A 24,838-nucleotide genomic window follows, 5' to 3' on the forward strand; every position below is an offset into this window, starting at 1 on the left:
TGGCAAGCCATCTTTTTTTGCGATAAACTAGACTCATAAAGAACAAAGGAGCAAAACCATGAAAAGAATATTACAAAAGAAAAGAAGAAAACCAAGTCAAAAAGATATCGAGCGTGTTCAACTGGGATGCGCTATGATGCAAGCACAGTTTCAAATGATGGGATATTAAGAAGGAGATAACAATGACACTTTTAGATGTAAAACACGTTCAAAAAATCTACAAAACACGTTTCCAAGGTAACCAAGTAGAGGCCCTCAAAGACATTCACTTTACTGTAGAAAAGGGTGACTACGTTGCCATCATGGGAGAGTCTGGCTCAGGGAAGTCTACCCTACTCAACATCCTAGCTATGCTGGATAAACCAACTCGTGGTCAGGTTTACCTAAATGGAACAGACACAGCAACCATTAAAAATTCTCAGGCTTCTAGCTTCCGTCGTGAGAAGTTGGGATTTGTCTTCCAAGACTTTAACTTGCTAGATACCCTGTCTGTTAAGGACAATATCTTACTTCCGTTAGTGTTATCACGAAAACCTATCACAGAGATGATGAAAAAATTGGTGGTGACTGCTGAGAATCTAGGCATAAACCAATTGCAAGAGAAGTACCCTTATGAGATTTCTGGTGGTCAAAAGCAACGGGTAGCAGTAGCACGCGCCATCATCACAGAACCTGAAATTCTCCTTGCCGATGAGCCAACAGGAGCCCTTGACTCCAAGTCATCTGCAGCACTTCTGGATGTATTTGATGAAATCAATGAACGTGGCCAAACCATTCTCATGGTAACTCACTCAACGGCAGCAGCCAGCAGGGCCAAGCGCGTTCTCTTTATCAAAGACGGCATTCTTTACAACCAAATCTACCGTGGAGACAAGACAGAGCGTCAGATGTTCCAAGAAATCTCTGATACTTTGACTGTTATGGCAAGCGAGGTGAATTAGTATGTTCCGATTAACCAATAAGTTAGCGGTATCCAACTTGATCAAAAACCGCAAACTCTACTATCCCTTTGCTTTAGCTGTTCTCTTAGCAGTGACCATCACCTATCTCTTTTACTCACTGTCGCTTAATCCTAACATTGGCAAGATCCGAGGGGGAGAAACTATCTCTATGACGCTTGCCCTCGGTATGGTGGTTGTTACCATCGCTTCTGGAATTATTGTACTTTATGCCAATAGTTTTGTCATGAAGAACCGCTCCAAGGAGCTGGGTGTATATGGTATGCTGGGTCTCGAAAAGCGCCATTTGATCAGTATGGTTTTTAAGGAGCTTCTTATTTTTGGTTCCTTAACCTTGACAGCTGGTCTCGGTCTAGGAGCTCTCTTTGATAAGCTAATCTTCGCCCTTCTTCTGAAGCTGATGAAGATGAAAGTGGAGCTCGTTTCGACTTTCCAACCAATTGTCTTTATCCTAGTTCTCATCGTCTTTGGAGCTATCTTCCTAGGTCTGATTTTTATCAATGCCTTTCGTATTGCACGCATGAATGCCCTTCAGCTCTCTCGTGAGAAGGCCAGTGGTGAGAAAAAAGGACGTTTCTTAGGTGTCCAAACCATTCTAGGTCTGATTAGTTTGGGAGCGGGTTACTATCTAGCAGTAACAGTCGAAAACCCACTTTCTGCTGTTCTGATTTTCTTCGTAGCAGTTTTGTTAGTAATTTTGGGAACTTATCTTCTCTTCAATGCAGGGATTACAGTTTTCTTACAAATCTTAAAGAAAAACAAGCGTTATTATTACCAACCCAACAACATGATTTCCGTATCCAATCTCATTTTCCGTATGAAGAAAAATGCGGTTGGTCTGGCGACGATTGCTATTCTCTCAACCATGGTCTTAGTGACTATGTCTGCTGCAACAAGTATCTTTAAGGCATCAGAAAACTTCAAGAAGGTCATGAATCCACATGATTTTGGGATTACAGGACAGAATGTTGAAAAAGAAGATATCGAAAAACTCTTGAGCCAGTATGCTAGTGAAAAAGGATTGACTGTCACAAAGAAAGAAGTCCTTACATACAGTAACTTTGGTGTGGCAAATCAAGAAGGTACGAAATTGACAATTTTTGAGAAAGGTCAAAATCGTGTTCAACCGAAAACTATTTTTATGGTCTTTGACCAAAAAGACTATGAGAATATGACAGGACAGAAACTTGCACTTTCAGGTAAGGAAGTTGGATTGTTTGCTCAAAACAAGCAACTTCAAGGTCAAAAAGAACTGACTCTGAATGACCAGACCTACACGATCAAAGAAGAAATCAAAAAAGATTTTATTCTTGAACATGTCCCAAATCAGTACAATATTCTAACTTCGGATTATAACTATTTGGTTGTTCCTGACTTGAAAGCCTTTCTTGACCAGCATCCTAATTCTTCCATCTTTAATCAATACTATGGTGGTATGAATGTAACGGCTAGTGAGGAAGAGCAGCTTAAAATTGCAGATGACTATTCAAAATTCGTTAACAACTTTAATAGAGAACTAAACAAAGAAGGAAGCTATGTTTACGGAAGCAATCTGGCTGATAGTAGTGCGCAGATGAGTGCTCTCTTTGGTGGAGTTTTCTTCATCGGTATCTTCCTCTCTATCATCTTTATGGTGGGAACGGTTCTTGTCATCTACTACAAACAAATCTCTGAAGGCTATGAAGATCGTGAACGCTTTATCATTTTGCAAAAAGTCGGTCTCGATCAAAAGCAAATCAAGCAAACCATCAATAAACAGGTCCTAACTGTTTTCTTCCTTCCATTGCTCTTTGCCTTCCTACACCTTGCTTTTGCCTATCATATGCTTAGCCTCATCCTAAAAGTCATTGGGGTGCTAGATGCGACCATGATGTTGACCGTCACTCTGTCCATCTGTGCCATCTTCCTTATCATCTATGTTTTGATCTTTATGATTACGTCAAGAAGCTATCGCAAGATTGTGCAAATGTAAAAAAGATACCTCGATATTTATCGAGGTATTTCTTTATCTTAAATGCTAAAGAGTTGTCCCAAGAGGAAGGTTACTCCCATGGTCAGAAGTCCGATACAGAGGTTACGGATCATAGCAGTTTTCGTAGGTGCCTTGCCTAGTTTAGCACTGGTATAGCCAGTGACAAGAAGGGAAAGGGCCACGATAAAAACAGTAGCAGGAATGCGATAATCGCTTGGAAAGATAGTGATAGAAAGCATAGGAGGAAGGCTTCCCAGTACAAAGGCGATAAAGCTAGAGATCGCAGCATGCCAAGGATTGGTAAACTCTTCGTACTCGATACCGTATTTTTCCTCAACCAAGGCTTTGAGTGGATTTTTTAAAAAGGCCTTGTTGGTCAAAAGTTGGGCGGACGTTTCACACTCACCATTTTGTAAGTAAGCAGCATAGAGGGATTGTTTTGCAGATTCGATGTCTTTATCCAAGAGTAATTGTTCTCGGGCAACAGCGGCTTCTTCCGTGTCTTTTTGAGTGGATACAGAGACATACTCTCCCCCTGCCATAGAAAAAGCACCAGCGAGGATAGCAGCCAAACCTGATAAAAAGATAATCCAGATATTGCTTGTCGCACTAGCAACCCCGATAACCACTCCAGCAATGGAAATAATCCCATCATTGGCACCCAGAACACCTGCGCGTAGGATATTAAGTCGGCCTGCAAAGTTTGCATCAATTTCATGTTTTATTTCAGTCATAGTCATCTCCTTTCTCTCCATTATAGAGAAAAGGGTAGGGGAATACAAACTTTTTAAACTATCTGAAAAAAGTTCTACGATTCTAATTTTTAGGCCCTTTGAAGTTTCTCCGAAAAAGTAGTGCTATCCTACTGTACTGGACCTTTTTAAACTTATCTATGGTATAATAGAAGATAGATTTATCAATTGGAGTATGAAGGATTTTATGATTAAACTTGTAGCAACCGATATGGATGGAACCTTTCTAGATGGAGAGGGTCGGTTTGATATGGAACGCCTCAAAAACGTACTTGTTTCCTACAAGGAAAAGGGGATTTATTTTGCTGTGGCTTCGGGTCGTGGGATCTTGTCCCTGAAAAAGTTGTTTGCGGATGTGCGTGACGAAGTGATTTTTATAGCTGAAAATGGCAGCTACGTTGAGTTTCATGGTGAGGATATGTACGAGGCTACGATGTCTCGCGACTTTTACTTGAGTACTTTTGAAGCTTTAAAGAAATCACCCTATTTTGATGAAAGAAAAATGCTTCTGACAGGGAAAAAAGCTTGTTATGTATTGGAAACAGTGGAAGAAACCTATCTAAAGTTAAGTAGTCACTACAATGAGAACATTCAAAAAGTAGAGAGTCTGGAAGCTATCACTGATGAGATTTTTAAATTCACCACGAACTTCACAGAAGATACGATAGAAGCTGGAGAGACCTGGGTCAACGAAAATGTTCCTGGTGTCAATGCCATGACAACAGGTTTTGAATCCATCGATATTGTCTTGGACTACGTTGATAAGGGTGTGGCTATTGTTGAGCTAGCCAAAAAACTTGGTTTAACCATGGATCAGGTCATGGCGTTTGGAGATAATCTCAATGACCTTCACATGATGCAGGTCGTAGGGCACCCAATCGCTCCTGAAAATGCGCGACCAGAGATTTTAGAATTAGCAGAAGCAGTGATTGGCCACCACAAGGACCAGTCAGTGATGGCTTATATGGAGGGCTTGTAATGGCAGATATTAAATTGATTGCACTTGATTTGGATGGCACCTTGCTGACAACGGATAAAAGGCTGACAGATCGAACTAAGGCAGTCCTCAAAGCTGCGCGTGATCGTGGCATCAAGGTCGTACTGACAACAGGGCGTCCTTTGAAGGCTATGGATTTCTTTCTCCATGAGCTAGGGACTGACGGTCAGGAGGATGAGTACACCATCACCTTTAATGGTGGTCTGGTACAGAAAAACACAGGGGAGATTCTCGATAAAACTGTCTTTTCAATCGACGATGTAGCACGATTGTACGAGGAAACTGAAAAACTCGGATTACCGTTAGATGCCATTTCAGAAGGAACCGTCTATCAAATCCAGTCAGACCAAGAAAGTCTCTATGCTAAGTTCAACCCAGCCTTGACTTTCGTACCTGTCGCTTTTGAGGATCTATCTAGTCAGATGACGTATAATAAATGTGTGACTGCCTTTGCCCAAGAACCTTTGGATGCAGCGATTCAACAGATTTCTCCAGAATTGTTTGACCAATATGAAATCTTCAAATCGCGTGAACTCTTATTGGAATGGTCGCCGAAAAACGTCCACAAGGCAACAGGTTTATCGAAATTAATTAAACACTTAGGAATCGATCAAAGTCAAGTCATGGCTTGTGGTGACGAGGCCAATGATCTTTCTATGATTGAGTGGGCAGGTCTGGGAGTTGCTATGCAAAATGCAGTTCCAGCGGTTAAGGCGGTTGCCAATGTCATTACCCCCATGACCAACGACGAGGAAGCCGTTGCCTGGGCTATCGAAGAATACGTGCTAAAGGAGAAGTAGAATATGGGATTATTTGACCGTCTATTCGGAAAAAAAGAAGAGCCGAAAATCGAAGATATTGTTAAAGAAGCTCTGGAAAATCTTGATTTGTCAGAAGAGGTTGAAGAAAACCAAACGGCAGTCGAAGAAACTGCTCAGGAAGAGAAAGCAAGAGACAAAGTGGAAGAAACACCTGCTCAAGAAGAAATTCCTCAGGTCTCGACAGATGAGGCCATTGAACTAGAAGCAGTCGAGAAAACAGACCAAGAGGAGCCTGAGCTAGAAGCTGATGAATTGGAGCAAATCCAAGAGCCTGAAGAAATTCTAGAAGAAGAGAACCAAGAAACTGTAGAATTCGAAGAAGAGCTAGCTTCTGAAGTAGTAGAAGAAGAACTTCCTCAAGTTGAAGAAACCGTTCAGGAAAAATATGACCGCAGTCTCAAGAAAACTCGTACGGGATTCGGTGCTCGTTTGAATGCCTTCTTTGCCAACTTCCGTTCTGTCGATGAAGAATTCTTCGAGGAATTGGAAGAACTGCTCATCATGAGCGACGTCGGTGTGCAAGTCGCTTCAAACTTAACAGAAGAACTACGTTATGAAGCCAAACTTGAAAACGCTAAGAAGCCTGACGCGCTCCGTCGTGTCATTATCGAGAAATTGGTTGAACTCTATGAGAAGGATGGCAACTACGATGAACAAATCCATTTCCAAGATGGTTTGACAGTCATGCTCTTTGTTGGTGTTAATGGTGTTGGGAAAACAACTTCTATCGGGAAATTAGCTCATCGCTACAAACAAGCTGGAAAGAAAGTCATGCTGGTTGCGGCAGATACCTTCCGTGCTGGCGCCGTTGCCCAGCTAGCTGAATGGGGGCGTCGTGTGGATGTTCCTGTTGTGACGGGGCCTGAAAAGGCTGATCCAGCAAGTGTGGTCTTTGATGGTATGGAACGCGCTGTAGCTGAAGGGATTGATATCCTTATGATTGATACAGCAGGTCGTCTGCAAAACAAGGACAACCTTATGGCTGAGTTGGAAAAGATTGGTCGCATTATCAAGCGTGTCGTTCCAGAAGCACCTCATGAAACCTTCCTGGCACTCGATGCTTCAACTGGACAGAACGCCTTGGTACAAGCTAAGGAATTTTCGAAGATAACACCATTGACTGGAATTGTTTTGACAAAAATTGACGGAACTGCTCGCGGTGGTGTTGTTCTGGCAATTCGAGAAGAACTCAATATCCCTGTAAAATTGATTGGTTTCGGTGAGAAAATCGATGATATTGGTGAGTTCAACTCTGAAAACTTTATGAAAGGTCTCTTAGAGGGCTTGATTTAATACAAAATAAATATCCTGCAAGTCAATCTTGCAGGATATTTTTGCTATTCTAAACGGCCATCTTCACGATAAGCGATATCGGGCTGCCAGGTCCATTTGGCTCCATACTTCTCAAGTAAGTCAAAGCTAGCTTGTGGTCCCATACTTCCGGCTTTATAGTCATGAAGTGGGGCGCCATTTTCAGCCCAGAGCTCTTCGATACGGTCAATCAATTTCCACGAAGCACTTACCTCATCCCAGTGGCTAAAGTTGGTAGAGTTGTTATTCAAGACATCGTAGATTAGCTTTTCGTATGGATCTGGTGAAGCCCCAGTAGCAGTAGCATCTGTACGGTAATCCAGAGAGCTTGGTGCTAGGTTAAATTCTTCACCGACTTGTTTACCATTGAGGCTGAGAGAGAATCCTTCAGTTGGTTGGATATAGATGGTCAAGATATTTGGTGCCAAAGGCTCACCGAAGATAGAGTCCATTTGCTTAAAGACAATATTGACGTGAGTTCCTTTTTCCGTCAGGCGTTTTCCTGTACGGAAGAAGAAGGGAACACCACGGAAGCGATCGCTGTCTACAAAGAAGGCACCAGATGCAAAGGTTTCTGTTGTAGATTCAGGATCGACGTTTGGCTCGCTTCGATAGGAGATGTATTTCATGCCATCGATTTTACCAGAGCGATATTGACCACGGATAAAATGTTCTTTCAATTCTTCCTCAGTTGGATGATAGAGGTTTTTAAAGACATTTATCTTTTCAGCACGAATCTCATCCTTTGTAAAGCTAGCTGGTTTGTCCATGGCTAGAAGAGAGAGGAGTTGGAGTGTATGGTTTTGCACCATATCACGAAGGGCACCAGATTGATCATAGTAGCCACCACGTTCTTCTACACCCAAGCGCTCTGCAAAGGTAATCTGAACATTATCGATGTGTTCGCGATTCCAAACATTCTCAAAAATCATGTTGGCAAAACGAACAGCAAAGATACTCTGAATCATCTCTTTACCTAGGTAATGGTCGATACGGTAGATTTGCTCCTCATCAAAGGCCGCAAGGAGATCTTCATTGAGTTTGCTAGCTGTTTCGTAGTCTGTACCAAATGGTTTCTCAACGATCAAGCGCTCAAAACCTTTACCATCGACAATGTTTTCAGATTTGAGGTGCTTGGCAATGGTTCCAAAGAACTGAGGTGCCATGGACAAGAAGAAGAGTTTATTGTGTTCAGCTTGGTATTTTTCGTTCAGCTCAGCTTGTAATTGACGCAAAGCAATGTAATGTTCCGTATCATTCACATCATGGCTTTGATAGTAGAAGTGGCTAGCAAATTCTTGGGCTTGCTCGGTACTATCTGCCAAATCAAGGATGGACTCAACAACTACAGATTCAAAATATTCCTTACTCCAAGGTCTACGAGCTGTTCCGATAACAGCAAAATGCTCAGAGAGATTGCCTGATTTATAGAGTCTGAAAAGGGAAGGGTAGAGTTTGCGTTTAGCTAAATCTCCACTCGCACCGAAAATTGTAACAATAACCTTTGATGACATCTAGCTACCTAATTTCTATATTTTTTCCTAGTTGGACTAGGGATGAGATTTCCTCATTATCATAGTTTTTATTTTATCATAATTTTCAAAAAAAACAAAAAATCCAATACGCAATTAAAAAACTGTAAGGAGAACCTTACAGTTTTGTTTTATACATTTAAGACCTTATCCAAGAACTCTTTTAGACGAGGATGTTGCGGGTTGTCGAAGATTTGATCTGGAGTTCCATCTTCCAGGAATTCACCATCAGCCGTAAAGATAACACGGTTGGCTACCTGACGAGCAAATCCCATCTCATGGGTTACGATGATCATGGTCATACCTTGTTCCGCCAATTCCTTCATAACATTCAGTACATCTCCAACCATTTCAGGGTCAAGAGCGGAAGTTGGCTCATCAAAGAGCATGATATCAGGATTCATGGCAAGTCCACGAGCGATAGCTACACGCTGTTTCTGACCACCTGAAAGGCTATCTGGGTTGGCATTAGCTTTATCTGCTAGTCCTACCTTTTCAAGCAACTCCATCCCCAATTTTTCAGCTTCTTCTTTGGTCATCCGTTTGTGTTCAATAGGTGCAAAAGTGATATTTTCTAGGACGGACATGTGAGGGAAGAGGTTGAAATGTTGGAAGACCATTCCCACGTTTTCGCGAACATGGTCGACATTGGTTGATTTTTCAGTCAGATCATAACCATTTACTGTGATGTGGCCACTCGTTACCTCCTCGAGAAGGTTAAGGCTACGGAGGAAAGTGGATTTACCAGAACCAGAAGGACCGATGATACAAACGACATCTCCTTCATAAAACTTAGTAGTAATACCTTTTAAAACTTCGTTTTTTCCATAATACTTATGCAAATCATTTACATCAATTTTTAGTTTTGCCATTAACGAATCCTCTTTTCTAAGCGTTTCGCTAGTCTAGTCAAAAGCGTGATAATTACAAGATAGAAGATAGCAAGGATTGCATACATCTTGAAACTTTGGTAGTTACGGGCGATGATAATCTTACCAGTTTGGAAAAGTTCCACCAAACCGATAGCAGATACAATGGTTGTATCTTTTAGAGCGATAACGAATTGGTTGACGAAGTTTGGCAACATCAATTTAGTTGCTTGTGGCAAGATAATCTTACGCATGGTTTTTCCATAAGAGATACCTAGACTGCGGCTGGCTTCCATTTGACCAACTGGAACGGCTTGGATCCCACCACGAACGATTTCAGCGATATAAGCAGCTGCATTGAGTGAGAGGGCGATAGTACCAGCTACAAAATCATTGATTGGACTTTGTTGGCCAGTAATGGACTCGATGAAGTTTGGAATACCCCAGAAGATGAAGGCTGCAAGAATCATCAAGGGAATACCACGGATAACGTCAACGAAAATCTCAGAGATCAGACGAAGAGATTTGTATGGACTAACGCTAAACATACCAAAGATAATCCCAATTACAATGGCAATTGCAAATGAAATAAGCGCTAGAGCAAGAGTGATTCCAAGTCCACTAAGAAGTTGTTTGTAGTTGTTTTGAAGCAAGCCCCAGATAGTTGTTTCGTCAACCGTACTTGTAGAGTCAGTTGAAGTTTCGCTAGCTAGATACTTGTCAAGAATCTTTTGGAATTCTCCGTTAGCTTTGAGGTTAGCAAGTCCATTATTGAACATCTGGATCAATTCAGGATTTGTTCCTTTTTTAACCGCAAAGGCAGTTTCACCGATTGGAGTTCCAGCGATTGGTGTTTTCAATTTTTGCCCTTGACTGATAGAATATTTGAGAACAGGCTCATCATCCATCACAGCATCAATAGATCCAGTATTCAGACTGTCATACATTGAAGCGCCATCTGCAAAGGTTTTAATCTTATAGCCGTATTTGTTTTGATTCTCAGTAAGGAACGTTTGAGAGGCAGTTCCGTTTTTAACACCGACAGTTTTATCCTTGAGGTCTTCATAAGAAGCAATGGTGCTTGATTCTTTCACACCGAGAATCGTATTTGCTGTGTAGTATGATTCTGAGAAATCGAAGGTTTCCTTACGGGCATCTGTTACAGACATACCAGCAATGATACCATCTGCTTGTCCTGCTTGAACAGCACTGATGGCTGCGTCAAATCCTGGGTTGGTAATTTCAATTTCAAAACCTTGATCTTTGGCAATGGCCTTGATGAGGTCCATATCAATACCGGTGTATTGATTGCTTGAATTTTGAAAGACGAATGGGGCGAAAGATGAGTCACTGGCAATAATGTACTTGCTTTTCACTGGAGTAGCTTTTTGCCCAGCAGCAGTAGTTGTCGTTGGGGTTGCCGTAGTTGTAGAAGCTGTCCATTTTTGGATGATTTGCTCCAAGCTACCATCCTTTTTCATTTGGGCTAGGGCTTCGTTAAACTCGGTAACCAAGTGTTCATACTTGCTCCCTTTCTTGACACCAAAAGCAAAGCTTCCAACAGCCTCACCATCCATATTGATGCTGAGATCTTGTCCTTGGTTAATCGCATACTCAATAACAGGTTTATCATCCATGATGGCATTTACAGCACCAGCGCTTAGACTATTATTCATCAAATCACCAGTATCAAAGGTTTTAATAGAGAAACCGTATTTATCTTTGATACTTTCGAGGAAACGTTGAGCGGCAGTTCCGTTCTTAACTCCAACTGTTTTCCCGCTAAGTTCCTCATATTTGGTGATTTTATTTGCCTTTGTTGTAGCAATGACAACTTTTGTATCATAATAGGTATCAGACATGGTAAAGACATTTTCACGTTCTTTTGTTTTTGTCATACCTGCCATAATAGCATCTGCTTGACCTGATTGCACTGCATTTACAGCTGCATCAAAGCCAGGATAAGACATTTGGATGTTCCATCCTTTGATTTCTGCGACTTTATTGATAATATCAACATCAATCCCTTTATAGGTTTGATCTGAATCTTTAAACTCAAAAGGTGCGTAAGCTGTATCAGACACAATCTTAACAGTATCAGCTTTTGCCATACCTAGTGAGAAAATGGGAAATAAAATGAGCAAACATGCTAGTATTTTTTTCTTCATTTTTAGTCTCCTTTTCCGAATATTTTCCCATTATATCAGAAAATGAATAAAAAGGCAAATTTTATGGATTTTATGTAAGGAAATGTAACATGGAATACTCACTCTTATCAACCTAGAGTAGAGTCTGAAAAGTAAATTTATGGTAAAATAGAAGGATAGAAAAATTCAGATGAGGCAATCATGATAAATCGAATTACAGATAATAAATTTAAACTAGTATCAAAATATGAACCTTCAGGAGATCAACCCCAAGCGATTGAGCAGTTGGTTGACAATATCGAGGGTGGAGAAAAGGCACAGATTTTGATGGGGGCGACGGGTACAGGGAAGACCTACACCATGAGTCAGGTCATTTCCAAAGTAAATAAACCTACTTTGGTCATTGCCCATAACAAAACCCTAGCTGGTCAGCTCTATGGAGAGTTTAAGGAATTTTTCCCTGAAAATGCTGTTGAGTACTTTGTGTCTTACTATGATTATTATCAACCAGAGGCCTATGTCCCTTCGAGCGATACCTATATTGAGAAGGATAGCTCGGTCAATGATGAGATTGACAAGCTTCGACACTCAGCGACTTCAGCTCTTCTGGAGCGTAACGATGTCATCGTCGTAGCTTCTGTCTCTTGTATCTATGGTTTGGGTTCGCCCAAGGAATATTCTGATAGTGTTGTTAGTCTTCGTCCAGGTCTTGAGATTTCTCGTGACAAACTTTTAAATGATTTAGTTGACATTCAGTTTGAACGCAATGATATTGATTTCCAACGGGGAAGATTTCGCGTTCGTGGGGATGTGGTGGAGATTTTCCCAGCTTCCCGTGATGAACACGCTTTTCGAGTAGAGTTTTTCGGGGATGAAATTGATCGTATCCGTGAAGTTGAGGCTTTGACAGGTCAGGTATTGGGAGAAGTGGATCATTTGGCGATTTTCCCTGCCACTCACTTTGTGACCAATGATGACCACATGGAGATTGCCATTGCTAAGATTCAGGCAGAGTTGGAGGAGCAGTTGGCTGTCTTTGAAAAGGAAGGCAAACTGCTAGAAGCTCAGCGTTTGAAACAGCGGACAGAGTATGATATTGAGATGCTACGTGAGATGGGTTATACCAACGGTGTTGAAAACTATTCTCGTCACATGGATGGTCGTAGCGAAGGAGAGCCTCCTTATACGCTTCTTGATTTCTTCCCAGATGATTTCTTAATCATGATTGATGAAAGTCACATGACCATGGGGCAGATTAAGGGCATGTACAATGGAGACCGTTCACGTAAGGAAATGTTGGTCAATTATGGTTTCCGTTTGCCTTCTGCCTTGGACAATCGTCCTCTCCGTCGGGAAGAGTTTGAAAGTCATGTTCACCAGATTGTATATGTTTCAGCGACACCAGGTGACTATGAAAATGAACAGACCGAGACAGTGATTGAGCAAATCATTCGTCCAACAGGGCTTCTAGACCCAGAAGTGGAAGTTCGTCCGACTATGGGACAGATTGATGACCTCCTAGGTGAAATCAATGCCCGTGTTGAAAAGAATGAACGGACCTTTATCACCACTTTGACTAAGAAAATGGCTGAAGACTTAACCGACTACTTCAAAGAAATGGGCATCAAGGTCAAGTACATGCACTCGGATATCAAGACTTTGGAGCGGACGGAGATTATCCGTGACCTACGCTTGGGTGTTTTTGATGTCTTGGTCGGAATCAACCTGCTCCGTGAAGGGATTGACGTTCCTGAAGTAAGTTTAGTAGCCATTCTCGATGCCGACAAGGAAGGATTCCTACGTAACGAACGTGGCTTAATCCAGACCATTGGACGTGCCGCCCGTAACAGTGAAGGTCATGTCATCATGTATGCTGATACCATGACCCAGTCTATGCAACGTGCTATCGATGAAACTGCCCGCCGTCGGAAAATCCAGATGGCCTATAATGAAGAACACGGTATTGTGCCTCAGACAATCAAGAAAGAAATCCGTGACCTGATTGCTGTGACCAAGGCAGTTGCTAAGGAAGAGGACAAGGAAGTCGATATCAATAGCCTCAACAAACAAGAGCGCAAGGAACTCGTTAAAAAACTGGAAAAACAAATGCAAGAAGCCGTCGAAGTGCTTGACTTTGAACTCGCAGCTCAGATTCGTGATATGATGTTGGAAGTGAAGGCGTTAAACTGAAAAAATTATAAAGAAATAGAAATATATAGAGAGACATAATATGACAGCAAAAAAAACTAAACACATAGGCATTGAATGTTGTAGAATTTTCGCTATGTTGATGATTTGCAACTTACATGTTTTGGGTATGGGAGGAATTTTGGAGAAAGTTGATAGTCAAAAAGATTTTTACTATATTTTTGCCAATTTTTTAGAAGCTTTCTCATATTCAGCTGTAAATATTTATATTTTAATCAGTGGGTATGTCGGTCTTTATTCACAATTTAGTTATAAAAAAATGTTTAGCTTTTGGGTACAGATTATTTTCTATACTATTTCAATTACTTTTGTATTTGCTATTTTTTCAAAATCATCTGTCAACTTAAGTGATTGGTTTTCAGCTTTAACTCCAATAAGTCATGGACAGTATTGGTATATGAGTTGCTATTTTGGTTTAGTCTTAATAGCACCATTTTTGAATCAAGCAGTGTTGACATTGAAAAAAGAACAATTGCTTCCAATTGTTAGTGGAGCATTTATATACTTTTCTGTCATACCCACAGTATTTAAACAAGATATTCTAGGTTTGTGGGGTGGTTATAGTGTATTATGGATGATCCTCTTGTACATTTTAGGAGCAATAATTAGAAAATCAAATTACGAAAGTCGTTTTCAAATACGTAACGTTAGAGGATTCATTTTATTTCTAACTAGTTTAACTTTTATATTGTGCTGGCTTGGTTTTGAACAGTGGAGAAGTTATATTTCTCCTACGATCACACTGCAAGGAATAGCAATATTTTTACTCTTCTTGAATATTAAAGATATTCCCTTAACTTTTAAGAGACTAGTTCTTTTAATATCTCCACTAACTTTGGGGGTTTATCTGTTTCATGTACATCCTCTTATTTTTAGAAGAATTATACCAACCATCCATACTTTAGTTGAAGAACAAGAATTTCCCATTTTTGTCATTATGATTCTAGTTATGACACTGGCCCTGTTCTTTTCTGGCGCTATGATTGAGTATTTTAGAAATAAATTAATGGCGTATATTCTTACTTTAATAAAGAGTGTTAAAAATCTTAAACAGACTTAAAACTTTATTGTCTTATTAAAAATAGAAGTAAGAGAGACTAAATTATACACTGTATTGAGAATTTAGGGTTTATTGAGATTATCCTTGTCCTAATCGACGTAACCAAGGCAGTTTCCAAAGAAGAGGACAAGGAACTCGTCAAAAAACTCGAAAAACAAATGCAAGAAGCTGTCGAAGTGCTTGATTTTGAACTGGCAGCACAAATCCGTGATATGATGTTGGAAGTGAAGGCGTTGGATTAGATAGGAGAAAACGAATGAAAATTTTAGTCATCAATGGACATCCTGACAAGGGAAGTTTCTGTCAAGAAATTTTTCGAACGATTGTAGAAAATATTGACTCAAATCGCCATGAGCTTGAATCTATTAACCTAAATGAGATAGATTTTGATCCTGTGTTACGTTATGGTTATCGAAAACGGATGGAAGAGGACTCTTTCATACTTCGCTCTCAGGAATTAATTCAGTGGGCAGATCATTTCATTTTCGTTTATCCAATTTGGTGGAGTAGTATGCCTAGTTTATTGAAGGGGTGGATTGATCGTGTTTTCACGCCAGGAATTGCTTACTCTGCCAATAATCAAGGAAGTTTTATTTTAAACTACTTAAGGGGTCAGCAGTTTAAAAAGTTACTAAAAGGAAAAACAGCTAGTATTTACGCAACATCCATGGCACCAACATGGTGGTACAAAGTATTTTCAGGTCCTATCAATATCCCAGACAGTTATGGAATATCAGTATTAAAGAATGCTGTCCTAAATCACTGCGGTATTAAAACAAAGAAAGTTTCAATTTTGGGTGAGTTAGGGCGTGAGGTGAATACAAATTCTACAAGACAAAAATATCTACAAAAAGTAGCTGAGGAAGTCAAGGATTTGGATTAGTGAAATAAATTTTAATATGTTTATCTAGGAGAATGTAGTAATGAAAAAAGGGTTAGTGTTGAATTTCAGTGTTTTATCGCAATTATCCTCTCAGCCTGTTTTCTGAGTTTTGTAGTCATTTTAGTAGTTACCTTTCATACTACTTTTTCTGGACCAAATCAAAACGACATTGAGGCGGTAGCAAGCAGAACATTGAAATTATATGGTTTTAAAGGTGATGTGAAGGTTACGAAGTTTTCTAGATATAGATGGCCTTCTGAAGATTATGAAATTGAATATGATTATACTGAAGAAGTTAATGGAAGAAAGATTACTGTAAGTGACAGTTTAATATATTTTCCTAAATCTCCAGGAAATTCTAGACGGACGAGTGAAGAACTAGCCTACGATGGAACTATTGGAACGATGTTGCATCAATTTTCACATATAGCAGATCAGCTACTCAACCAGAATCCTGTCAGTGTTTCTAACAAAGAAAAGGTAGAGAGTTTTTTCAAGCAATATGAAAATCCCAATTTGGAATTCGTAAGTAGTTACTGGAGTGTCGATACTGAATCTGACAATATCCAAGACTATTATGCCCTCATCGAAAAGAACCATAAGGAAGGGAAAGCTTTTCAAGGTTTATATGACCTCCCTATTGATGAATTTTTGGAAAAAGGAATTATTAAAGGAAGTGTTAGATATAAAGACACTGTTTTAGAAGAGGGTGAGAAAGATTATTTTGATGGTGAAGGTGGACTGACAGGATTTATTTCAAATGGGATAGATAATGCCGAGTTGCCAGATGCCTTTTATGAGGTTTCTTACTACTATGGTGCTAAAGGATATCGTTCAGGTAGTGGTGTTTCTTTAAAGATTCAGAATCATAAACTGATAAGTTACGAAAAGAACAGAATTAAGAAATTTTAAATCTTAAAATTTAACTTTGAACCTATACCACCTATACGTTTTAGCAGATATTTTAAATGGAAAGAAGTTATTATGAAATTGAAAGAGAAGAATTATAAGAAGTCATCAGGGTTAGATTTTGTTCGTTTTTGGTTACAAGGACATCGATTTATCAAATTTATGCTTGATATGTTCTTTTATATTATCTTGTTCCTAATTATAGAATTTACAACATCACAGAACAAAAGCATTCCAGCTGATTTTCGGCACAGAGAGCTCTTGTTTCCCTTGCAATTGAATCTTTTTATCTTGGGTAATAGGTTCTATGCTCTCTTTTTGTCAGTGAAAACGGAAAAAGAAAGGACCCTTAAAAGATTTTGTGAACCCTTTATTTATATCAATATCCTTAGCTTCATTTTTCAACTGATTGGCGTGAGAAAAAGAGGAAGAGTTGTTCTGTCACCTTTGTTTTCACTGGAGTCATCCTATATCTGGTTTCCTATTGTCATCTACCTTCTAGTTTTGATGTTAACTTTGGCAATCTTCTTTCTCTCTAAAACTTCAAAAAAAGGAGTAGATGAAAATGAAGATGAGTAGGCAAATGAAGTACAAGACAAAAGAAAAGTCTTCTTGGACTAAGAGGATTTTTCTTTGGATGGAAAGTCACAGAAGGATTGGTCAACTTTTGGATACGAGTGTGTTATTTGGATCTATGTTTGTATCATTTCTTGCCGCCTCTTACATTAGTTATCCATTACCGAACATAAACTATCTTTCTCCCTTAAGCTTCAATCTTATCCTTCTGATCTTATCAACCTATTTCCTTGTCTTTCGTTTTAGTAGTGATAAACTTCAGAAATGGCGTTACTTTTCATGGGGATTTATTGGGTTTAATGGTCTTCTTTTTCCCTTTCATCTCTTGGTAGGTCTGAATTGGCTAGGACGTCGTAAGTCAACGAATTTCCCTCCCATAATTTCTATGGATCCAGCCTATGTCTGGGTCCCTATTGTAAGTTATCTCTTTTTCTTTTTCTTGGGGCTGGGCATCCTGCTTTTGATTATACGAATAGAAAAGAGAAGAAGGAGGCGTAAATGGAACGAAAGATTAAGAGAAAAAAGAAGGTCAAACAACAGGACAGAAAAATGAGAAAAATCCATAAAAAGTATTCTTTGGTAGCTCACGTCCAATTGTGGCTGGAAAGACATTCAAAGATTGCTTCTTTTATGGATGGTGGTATAATATTATTATCTATTTTTGGTATCATGTATGTGTTGTTCGGGACGTCACTTATCCCGAAACCATATCAAGAAATGTCCTATGTCTTGCCAATTATTATGAATTTTGTCTTTTTGGTGCACACACTTTATCAAGGTATTTTTAGAGATGGTTTTAGCAATAAGGATTCAGTACAAGGATTTTTAGAAACTTTTCTATTCATAAACGGACCTATTTTTCTCCTCCACTTAATTGTTGGGGTGAAAGGGAGAAATGTTAAAAAAATTCCTTCCTTATTATCTGTTGATTATCGCTACATCTGGCTTCCAATTGCTACCTATCTAATCTTTTTCATCATTCCAGCGATATTGATGGTGATTTTGAAATATAATGATAAAAAGAGGAAAAATTATGACAAAAGAAAATCTAACTAAGTTAATTTCGTTTAAGACACTTTATTTGGCTTTGCTGACCTTTGTGGTTCTTCATTTGGTGTTGCTGGTTTTTGGACTATCTTTTACGCCGATTTTGTGGAATAGTTGGTTTTTCATTCTTTGTTTGACCTTCCTAATCCATCCTTGGAGAATCTTTTATAGAACAAGAGATGCTAAATGGTATCACCTTATTTTTCAAATATTTAGTGGATTGGTGACATTTTACCTTTGGTTTGCAGCATTCTTTGTTTTATCAGTTATCTCGGATCCAGCCGTCCCTATCAATATAGACTATCGCATACAAGATAAGGAAATCATCATTGCTAGAGGTTTTTTGGCCCGTAGTACTTATGAACATCACGAGTTGATTAATCCATTCATCATGAAATCTGATATTAAGTTCGAAAAAGGCATATAACAACTTAGAAAGCGAGCTAATCCATAGCCTGTTTGATATCTAGTCATAATCTTAAGATGAGGAAAAATTTATTTTGAAATATTTAAATGTGTTTAGAATAGTGTATCTAGCCCTGTTATCCTTTGTCATTATCCATCTTATTTTATTAGCATTTGGTTTAGCATTTATTCCAACTTTGTGGAATATCTGGTTGCTTTGTCTTGGTTTAACCTTGTTGTCGCATTTATGGGCTCGATTTTATAAATCAAGGATAGATCAAAAACGTCCTCTTATCCTAGAGCTTTTTAGTGTTTTTGCAGTTTTTTGTATCTGGGGTGTCTCACTTTTAGCTTTTTCTTTTATAGAAGATTCACGCATTCCAATTACAGTAGATTTTAGAATAGTAGATAGAGAAGCTATCATCGTTAGAGGATCTTTGCTCCATGGTTATCGTGAATACCACGATTTAGTTAATCCTTTTATGATGAAGTCCGAAGTAAAATATCGAGCTGAATATTAACAAGTAGAAAGCGAGTGAATCCATGTCCTGTGCCCAAGCAACCATTTTAACCAATATCTGTCTAATCGAAGATCTAGAAAATAAGCGTGTAGTCATGCAATATCGCTCTCCTGAAAACAATCGCTGGTCTGGCTATGCCTTTCCAGGAGGTCATGTTGAGAACGGCGAGGCCTTTGCCGAGTCTGTCATTCGTGAAATATACGAAGAAACTGGCCTAACCATTCAGAATCCTCAACTAGTCGGCATTAAAAACTGGCCCTTAGACACAGGTGGGCGCTACATCGTTGTTTGTTATAAGGCGACAGAGTTTACTGGAAGTCTCCAATCCTCAGAAGAAGGAGAAGTATCTTGGGTGAAAAAAGACCAGATTCCAAACTTGGATCTGGCCTATGATATGTTGCCTTTGATGGAAATGATGGAAGCACCTGACAAGTCTGAGTTCTTCTATCGCCACCGTACAGAGGACGGCTGGGAAAAAGAAATTTTCTAGTCTTTTACTAAATAACCTAACTGCTCCAAGACCTCCTCGATATAGTGGAGGTCTTGTTGTGTCTCGGCTTCAACAAGGTGGTAATGGATGCCGTCTGTCAATTCAGAAAGGGGTCTAAAGTCTGAATTCTCAACTTGTTCCAGAAAGTGCTGGACATCTCGGCGGCAAGTGAGTTTGAGTAGGGTTTCAATTTCGCCATAAACGGGATGATCGATTAAGATATTTTGAACGCGTCCGCCATTGTCTACAATAGCTAGTAGTTCCTGTCCGATTTCTTCCAGTTCATGTTTCACTTTAAAGAGTTTGTGGACGTAGGGGCTGGCATCATTTTCCTTGTAGATATAACCACGATTGGTGGATAGGATAGGAGCTCCATCTGCTCGAAGAATAGCGATGTCCTGTACAATGACTTGGCGCGTAACATGAAAGTGTTCAGCCAAGGTTTGGCCATTGAGGGCTTTTGGTGCATCTTTTAACAGTTTGAGAAGGGCCTGTTTGCGATTTTTTGTCATAGTTTTTCCTTTTAGCGACGTTTTCGAAGCACTTTAAATACAGCTAGTGCTAAGGTATAGTCTACCATACTATGGACAATTGTGCCAAAACCAACTAGAACAAAGAGAACATAAAACATATTTTCAACATTTGTCCCTGAAGTAGCATAGAAGATGATACAAGCTATTACTTCAGCGATAGCATGAACAACACCCAAAACAAAGTTAAAAATCCAAGATGTCTTTGGTTTATCCAAGGTTTCAGGGAATTTCTTTAAGTACAAAGCCCCCAAAGTACCAAAAACAATGTGAGAGAAGGCACGAAGTACAATAACAGGCGGATAACCTGCCATCAGGAAACCAAGACTAGAAGCAATAATCACAAAAGCAGCCATCAAAGGCGAAAGAAACATGGCGATAAAGATGGGGATATGACTTCCCAAGGTGTAAGAAGCCGGTGGGATAACGATTTTAAAAGGCATAATGATTGGAATCAAAATCGCTATTGCAGTGAGTAGGGCAGTCATGGTCATAAACTGCGTTTTTTTCCGTATATCCATAAGAACCTCCATTTATCTGTATATACACAAGTATAGTACAATAAATAGTCAGCTAAGTCAAGAAGCATTATTGATTTTTCAGGAAAATTTGGTTAAAATGTGGTAAAGAATAATAGGAACTGAGGAGAAATTGTGATGATACTTTTTGTTTACCTAATCGTGGTAATCGTGATGATGTCAAAACAGAAAAGTGAAGGGAAAGTCGTCTCAGGTTGGACTCGCTTCCTAGTTTATAGTTTATTGGTCCTTTCGCTACTCTCTCTATTAGCAAGCAGTCTGGCTGTTTCACTCTTTAGCCTTCCTTTATTAGGTTTTCTTTTGATGGCAGCAATACTCGAAATTGCTTATTTCGTCAGATTGGTGATTGCATTTGGTTTGGTTTTTCTATCACTAACCCTATATTTGGATAGTCAGAAAAGTCAGCAACCTACCCCTCTTTCGTATCATCTCCTGCGCTTTGGCTTTCATATTCTATTGATGTTTCTCATGTTTTAAATGCTAAAACTCCACCTTCAGGACGAAAGTGGAGTTTTTTTTATTTCTTCAAGGTTTCGAGACGGGGGACAATTGCTACTGTTAGGACGGCAGAAATGACAAGCTCGGCAATTGAGTTTGTAGAAATAACGGTTGCTAAGAGTTTTTGAATATTGCCGTCGAAGACATTTCCAAAAAGGAAGAAGATTCCCCCAAGGACAAAGACGGTGTTGGTAAGGGAACCGAGAGCACCAGCAAAGATGAGACCTGTTCTATTTTTTAATAATTTATAAACCAAGTAAGGTGTCAGCCCAATCAAAACGCGAGGGACAATAGCGATAATAGCAGAATAGATGTTTCCGTTCGGTACGAATGGTGAGAAGAGGTAGCTGGTTGGAAGGATGGTAATCGTGTTTACCGTTAAGCTCAATAGTCCCATAAGAAAACCAAGTGTAACTCCAACTCGAGGGCCATAGATGATACTAGCAATAATGACTGGAATATGAACGATAGTTGGTTTAATTGGGAATGGGAAAAGGTTAAATAGGAGAGAACTCAAAAAGTGGATAACGAGCATAACTGCAAAAAAGATAGCAATCGGTGCAATGTTAGAGCGTTTGTTCATCGAGGGTTTCCTTTATTCTTTCTAAAATAGTATTCAGGTCAGCTAGGGCGCCTTTGCCGTGATCGCCACAGGCTAGTAGAGATTTTTTTGGAGAGATGATCTGATAACCATAGGTCTCTAATATTTTTAGATTAGCCTGAGTTGCCGGATGGTCATACATTTTTGTATTCATGGCTGGTGCGACTAACTTTTTGACGTGGTTTGGCAAGGCAAGTGCTGTACTTGTCACCATGTTATCAGCAAATCCGTGGGTTAACTTTGCGATGGTATTAGCAGTAGCTGGGGCTACAATAAAAAGGTCGGTCCTTTTGCCTAGTTCGATATGATTGACTTGATCAGGATAAGGTTCCTTCATGACATCAAGGTGGACAGGATTTTGAGAGAGGACCTGTAGTGTCAACGGTTGGATAAACTCTCTCGCTGCCTCAGTCATTAAGACAGTGACCTGATGGCCTTGTTTCTTCAAGGAACTGACTAGGTCAGCTGATTTATAGGAGGCAATGGAACCTGTCACTGCGATGAGAATATTTGCCATGGCTTTCCTTTCTATGAATCGTATGCTTGAATTTTTTCAAGGAGGAGGTTTGCAATTTCCTCTTTGGTTTGAACGGTTTGGAGTTGTTCTTTCTCAACAAAGATTGCGCGATGCTGATTTGCTGAAATTTGAGCGAGGTCATTTGCAATGATTAAGTCTGCTTGGTTCTTGATAAGACTCTTTCGTGCGATCTCAATGAGATAATCCTCAGAGACATCAACCAGCAGTTTAAAGCCAATCAGATGAATGGCAGGATTCCATTCTTTGACCAGAGAGATGATTTTGGGTGTTTTTTTCAGGAATAAGACCTGAACCTCATCAGTTGAAGAAATCTTAGTCTGATGATTCTGCTTGCTTAAAAATTCTTCCAAATTAGGGCTAGCCTGAACTTCCTCAAGCCCTGTCATATAAACAGGAGTGTAATCAGATACGGCCATTGAGTGGATTAAGACCTGATATTCCTTAACAAGTTCTTGCATCACAACTAGAAGGTCGTTGGTATTGTCAATTTCTCGAATGCTTAAGTTGGGATGAGCTTCTGGCTTCAAAGCTCGTTTTGTCGTTATCAAACAAACTTCATGCCCCGCAGCAAGCAAGGTTTCTGTGATGATTTTCCCCAAACGACCTGTAGAATGGTTAGTGATAGAGCGGACAATATCGATAGCTTCACTCGTTCCGCCCGATGTGACTAAAATTTTCATAGGACTATTGTACACAAAAATAAACAGTAAGTAAAATGAAAGCGATAAAATTTTGCTAAAACAAAGCTACACTATAGTTTACAACTATAAAGCCATATAAAATTTTTCAAAGGGCTCTAAAATTCTTGAAATTCAGGATATTTACGAACGTTTAGAGAGTTTATGGATGTTAAAAATCTTGTTTTGTGTTATAATGAATTATCACATTAGAGGTTAGAGGAGTTTTGAATGAAAACAGATATTGAAATCGCACAGAGTATTGAGTTGAAACCAATCGTTGATGTTGTTGAGAAATTGGGTATTTCTTATGATGATTTGGAATTGTACGGGAAGTATAAGGCTAAGCTCAGCTTTGATAAAATTCGTGCTGTTGAGAGCAATCCAGTTGGGAAATTGATCTTGGTTACTGCCATCAATCCAACACCAGCAGGTGAAGGAAAGTCAACCATTACCATTGGTCTTGCAGATGCCTTAAACAAAATTGGCAAGAAAACCATGATTGCTATCCGCGAACCATCTCTTGGACCAGTAATGGGGATTAAGGGTGGTGCAGCCGGTGGTGGTTATGCCCAAGTATTGCCAATGGAGGACATCAATCTTCACTTTACCGGGGATATGCATGCCATTACAACTGCTAACAATGCCCTTTCTGCCTTGATTGACAATCACCTGCATCAAGGAAATGAGCTGGGAATTGACCAACGTCGTATTCTCTGGAAACGTGTGGTGGACTTGAACGACCGCGCCCTTCGTCATGTGACCGTTGGACTTGGTGGTCCTCTAAATGGTATTCCTCGTGAGGATGGCTTTGATATTACAGTTGCTTCAGAAATCATGGCCATTCTTTGCTTGGCTACGGATATTGAAGACTTGAAACGTCGTTTGGCCAATATCGTTATCGGCTATCGTTACGATCGTACGCCAGTTACTGTTGGTGATTTGCAGGTTGAGGGGTCTTTAGCATTGATTTTGAAAGATGCTATCAAACCGAACTTGGTTCAGACAATTTACGGTACACCTGCCTTTGTACATGGTGGTCCATTTGCTAATATCGCTCATGGATGTAACTCTGTTTTGGCAACAAGCACAGCCCTTCGCTTGGCTGATTATACTGTTACTGAAGCTGGTTTTGGTGCAGACCTTGGTGCTGAGAAATTCCTTGACATTAAGACACCAAACTTGCCAACATCTCCAGATGCTGTTGTTATCGTCGCAACCCTTCGTGCCCTTAAGATGAATGGTGGCGTAGCTAAGGACGCTCTTACAGAGGAAAATGTGGAAGCAGTTCGTGCAGGTTTTGCTAACTTGAAACGCCACGTTGAGAACATCCGTAAGTTTGGTATTCCAGCAGTTGTTTCGATTAATGAATTTGTCTCTGATACAGAAGCTGAAATCGCAGCTTTGAAGGAACTCTGTGCCTCTATCAATGTGCCAGTTGAGTTGGCTAGTGTCTGGGCTGATGGCGCAGAAGGTGGCGTAGCACTTGCCGAAACACTTGTCAAGACAATCGCTGAAAACCCAGCCAACTACACTCGTCTTTATGACAATGACCTTTCTGTCCAAGAAAAGATTGAAAAAATTGTCACTGAAATCTACCGTGGTAGCAAAGTGAACTTTGAGAAGAAAGCTCAAACTCAAATTGCCCAAATCGTTCAGAATGGTTGGGACAAATTGCCAATCTGTATGGCGAAAACTCAGTACAGTTTCTCAGACAATCCAAATGCACTTGGAGCACCAGAAAACTTTGAAATTACCATTCGTGAATTGGTACCAAAATTAGGTGCAGGCTTCATCGTTGCCCTAACTGGTGATGTCATGACCATGCCAGGACTTCCAAAACGTCCAGCCGCTCTTAATATGGATGTTGAAAGTGACGGGACCGTTCTAGGTTTGTTCTAGTAAATTGCAATTGGTTTAAATGAGTTTGGAAAAGATTTCCAAGCTCATTTTCTTGTCTAGATATGAGGCGTTGTCGTCAGCTGATATAATAGAG

At 39.8% G+C, this 24,838-nt stretch carries 25 protein-coding genes and 1 pseudogene; 17 read left to right on the plus strand and 9 right to left on the minus strand.

Features of this window, described 5'->3' with window-relative positions; all coding sequences use genetic code 11:
* Positions 1-182: 182 nt before the first annotated feature.
* Together MP387_RS04125 and MP387_RS04130 are read left to right on the plus strand one after the other, a co-directional pair.
* Positions 183-941: an ABC transporter ATP-binding protein gene (locus MP387_RS04125; protein WP_000173369.1), complete on the plus strand. Its 759-nt coding sequence runs from the start codon at positions 183-185 to the stop codon at positions 939-941.
* Between the two features lies 1 nt (position 942).
* Complete coding sequence (locus MP387_RS04130) at positions 943-2,931, plus strand: ABC transporter permease (protein ID WP_242747880.1); 1,989 nt, start codon at positions 943-945, stop codon at positions 2,929-2,931.
* A gap of 38 nt (positions 2,932-2,969) precedes the next feature.
* Here MP387_RS04130 and MP387_RS04135 read toward each other — a convergent pair whose 3' ends face one another.
* Entirely contained in the window at positions 2,970-3,665 is a 696-nt protein-coding gene (locus tag MP387_RS04135; protein WP_242747882.1) for a VIT1/CCC1 transporter family protein, read from the minus strand.
* A 205-nt stretch (positions 3,666-3,870) separates the two neighbouring features.
* Here MP387_RS04135 and MP387_RS04140 point away from each other — a divergent pair, with 205 nt between their 5' ends.
* Genes MP387_RS04140 through ftsY form a run of 3 tightly spaced genes read left to right on the plus strand, consistent with a single transcriptional unit; the run spans position 3,871 to position 6,794 of the window.
* Positions 3,871-4,662: a Cof-type HAD-IIB family hydrolase gene (locus tag MP387_RS04140; protein WP_242747884.1), complete on the plus strand. Its 792-nt coding sequence runs from the start codon at positions 3,871-3,873 to the stop codon at positions 4,660-4,662.
* Complete coding sequence (locus MP387_RS04145) at positions 4,662-5,480, plus strand: Cof-type HAD-IIB family hydrolase (protein WP_242747887.1); 819 nt, start codon at positions 4,662-4,664, stop codon at positions 5,478-5,480. The genes MP387_RS04140 and MP387_RS04145 overlap by 1 nt, the downstream gene beginning before the upstream one ends.
* 3 nt (positions 5,481-5,483) lie before the next feature.
* Positions 5,484-6,794, plus strand: coding sequence for a signal recognition particle-docking protein FtsY (gene ftsY / locus MP387_RS04150; RefSeq protein ID WP_242747889.1), 1,311 nt, complete (start codon positions 5,484-5,486; stop codon positions 6,792-6,794).
* Between the two features lie 44 nt (positions 6,795-6,838).
* Here ftsY and zwf read toward each other — a convergent pair whose 3' ends face one another.
* The 3 genes from zwf to MP387_RS04165 all read right to left on the minus strand — a co-directional run bounded on the left by zwf (position 6,839) and on the right by MP387_RS04165 (position 11,381).
* Positions 6,839-8,326 carry a glucose-6-phosphate dehydrogenase gene (zwf, locus tag MP387_RS04155; RefSeq protein ID WP_242747891.1) on the minus strand — a complete coding sequence of 496 codons (1,488 nt, stop codon included), beginning with the start codon at positions 8,324-8,326 and terminating at the stop codon, positions 6,839-6,841.
* Positions 8,327-8,475: 149 nt separating this feature from the next.
* On the minus strand, positions 8,476-9,216 hold the full coding sequence (locus MP387_RS04160) for an amino acid ABC transporter ATP-binding protein (protein ID WP_001096337.1): 741 nt from the start codon (positions 9,214-9,216) through the stop codon (positions 8,476-8,478).
* Positions 9,216-11,381 carry an ABC transporter substrate-binding protein/permease gene (locus MP387_RS04165; protein ID WP_242747893.1) on the minus strand — a complete coding sequence of 722 codons (2,166 nt, stop codon included), beginning with the start codon at positions 11,379-11,381 and terminating at the stop codon, positions 9,216-9,218. Before MP387_RS04165 ends, MP387_RS04160 begins: the two co-directional genes overlap by 1 nt.
* A 180-nt stretch (positions 11,382-11,561) precedes the next feature.
* On the opposite strand from MP387_RS04165, the gene uvrB reads away from it, so the two are divergent.
* The 10 genes and pseudogenes from uvrB to MP387_RS04215 all read left to right on the plus strand — a co-directional run bounded on the left by uvrB (position 11,562) and on the right by MP387_RS04215 (position 19,459).
* Positions 11,562-13,550, plus strand: a complete 1,989-nt coding sequence (gene uvrB / locus MP387_RS04170) for an excinuclease ABC subunit UvrB (protein WP_242747896.1) — start codon at positions 11,562-11,564, stop codon at positions 13,548-13,550.
* A gap of 40 nt (positions 13,551-13,590) precedes the next feature.
* Positions 13,591-14,628, plus strand: coding sequence for an acyltransferase (locus MP387_RS04175; RefSeq protein WP_242747898.1), 1,038 nt, complete (start codon positions 13,591-13,593; stop codon positions 14,626-14,628).
* Positions 14,629-14,717: 89 nt separating this feature from the next.
* A pseudogene (locus MP387_RS09145) lies at positions 14,718-14,870 on the plus strand (UvrB/UvrC motif-containing protein); the annotation flags it as partial.
* A 14-nt stretch (positions 14,871-14,884) separates the two neighbouring features.
* A complete protein-coding gene (locus MP387_RS04185) occupies positions 14,885-15,511 on the plus strand; it encodes an NAD(P)H-dependent oxidoreductase (RefSeq protein ID WP_242747900.1) in 627 nt (208 codons plus the stop codon).
* Between the two features lie 192 nt (positions 15,512-15,703).
* Positions 15,704-16,423 (plus strand): hypothetical protein, encoded by a 720-nt coding sequence (locus MP387_RS04190; RefSeq protein WP_242747902.1) that lies wholly within the window; start codon positions 15,704-15,706, stop codon positions 16,421-16,423.
* 72 nt (positions 16,424-16,495) lie between these two features.
* Positions 16,496-16,999, plus strand: coding sequence for a hypothetical protein (locus MP387_RS04195; RefSeq protein WP_242747904.1), 504 nt, complete (start codon positions 16,496-16,498; stop codon positions 16,997-16,999).
* Between the two features lie 495 nt (positions 17,000-17,494).
* Positions 17,495-18,052, plus strand: coding sequence for a hypothetical protein (locus MP387_RS04200; protein ID WP_242747905.1), 558 nt, complete (start codon positions 17,495-17,497; stop codon positions 18,050-18,052).
* Positions 18,030-18,470: a hypothetical protein gene (locus MP387_RS04205; RefSeq protein WP_242747907.1), complete on the plus strand. Its 441-nt coding sequence runs from the start codon at positions 18,030-18,032 to the stop codon at positions 18,468-18,470. The genes MP387_RS04200 and MP387_RS04205 overlap by 23 nt, the downstream gene beginning before the upstream one ends.
* Before the next feature lie 73 nt (positions 18,471-18,543).
* Entirely contained in the window at positions 18,544-18,969 is a 426-nt protein-coding gene (locus MP387_RS04210) for a hypothetical protein (RefSeq protein WP_242747909.1), read from the plus strand.
* 22 nt (positions 18,970-18,991) lie between these two features.
* Entirely contained in the window at positions 18,992-19,459 is a 468-nt protein-coding gene (locus MP387_RS04215; RefSeq protein ID WP_242747911.1) for an 8-oxo-dGTP diphosphatase, read from the plus strand.
* On the opposite strand, the gene MP387_RS04220 is transcribed toward MP387_RS04215, so the two are convergent.
* Both MP387_RS04220 and MP387_RS04225 read right to left on the minus strand, forming a co-directional pair.
* Complete coding sequence (locus MP387_RS04220; protein WP_242747913.1) at positions 19,456-19,971, minus strand: transcription repressor NadR; 516 nt, start codon at positions 19,969-19,971, stop codon at positions 19,456-19,458. The genes MP387_RS04215 and MP387_RS04220 overlap by 4 nt on opposite strands.
* Before the next feature lie 11 nt (positions 19,972-19,982).
* On the minus strand, positions 19,983-20,510 hold the full coding sequence (locus tag MP387_RS04225) for an ECF transporter S component (protein WP_242747915.1): 528 nt from the start codon (positions 20,508-20,510) through the stop codon (positions 19,983-19,985).
* A gap of 135 nt (positions 20,511-20,645) precedes the next feature.
* On the opposite strand from MP387_RS04225, the gene MP387_RS04230 reads away from it, so the two are divergent.
* Positions 20,646-21,005 (plus strand): hypothetical protein, encoded by a 360-nt coding sequence (locus MP387_RS04230; RefSeq protein ID WP_242747917.1) that lies wholly within the window; start codon positions 20,646-20,648, stop codon positions 21,003-21,005.
* 40 nt (positions 21,006-21,045) lie between these two features.
* Here MP387_RS04230 and MP387_RS04235 read toward each other — a convergent pair whose 3' ends face one another.
* From MP387_RS04235 to coaB, 3 genes are read right to left on the minus strand one after another with little or no spacing between them, the layout of a single operon-like run.
* Positions 21,046-21,609: an ECF transporter S component gene (locus MP387_RS04235; RefSeq protein ID WP_001042723.1), complete on the minus strand. Its 564-nt coding sequence runs from the start codon at positions 21,607-21,609 to the stop codon at positions 21,046-21,048.
* Positions 21,593-22,144 carry a phosphopantothenoylcysteine decarboxylase gene (coaC, locus tag MP387_RS04240; RefSeq protein ID WP_242747919.1) on the minus strand — a complete coding sequence of 184 codons (552 nt, stop codon included), beginning with the start codon at positions 22,142-22,144 and terminating at the stop codon, positions 21,593-21,595. Before coaC ends, MP387_RS04235 begins: the two co-directional genes overlap by 17 nt.
* A gap of 11 nt (positions 22,145-22,155) precedes the next feature.
* On the minus strand, positions 22,156-22,845 hold the full coding sequence (gene coaB, locus MP387_RS04245; protein WP_242747921.1) for a phosphopantothenate--cysteine ligase: 690 nt from the start codon (positions 22,843-22,845) through the stop codon (positions 22,156-22,158).
* Positions 22,846-23,073: 228 nt separating this feature from the next.
* Here coaB and MP387_RS04250 point away from each other — a divergent pair, with 228 nt between their 5' ends.
* Positions 23,074-24,744, plus strand: a complete 1,671-nt coding sequence (locus MP387_RS04250; RefSeq protein ID WP_242747924.1) for a formate--tetrahydrofolate ligase — start codon at positions 23,074-23,076, stop codon at positions 24,742-24,744.
* Positions 24,745-24,838 lie beyond the last annotated feature (94 nt).

It is taken from the genome of Streptococcus oralis, assembly GCF_022749195.1.
In the GTDB taxonomy this organism is placed as follows: domain Bacteria; phylum Bacillota; class Bacilli; order Lactobacillales; family Streptococcaceae; genus Streptococcus; species Streptococcus oralis_CI.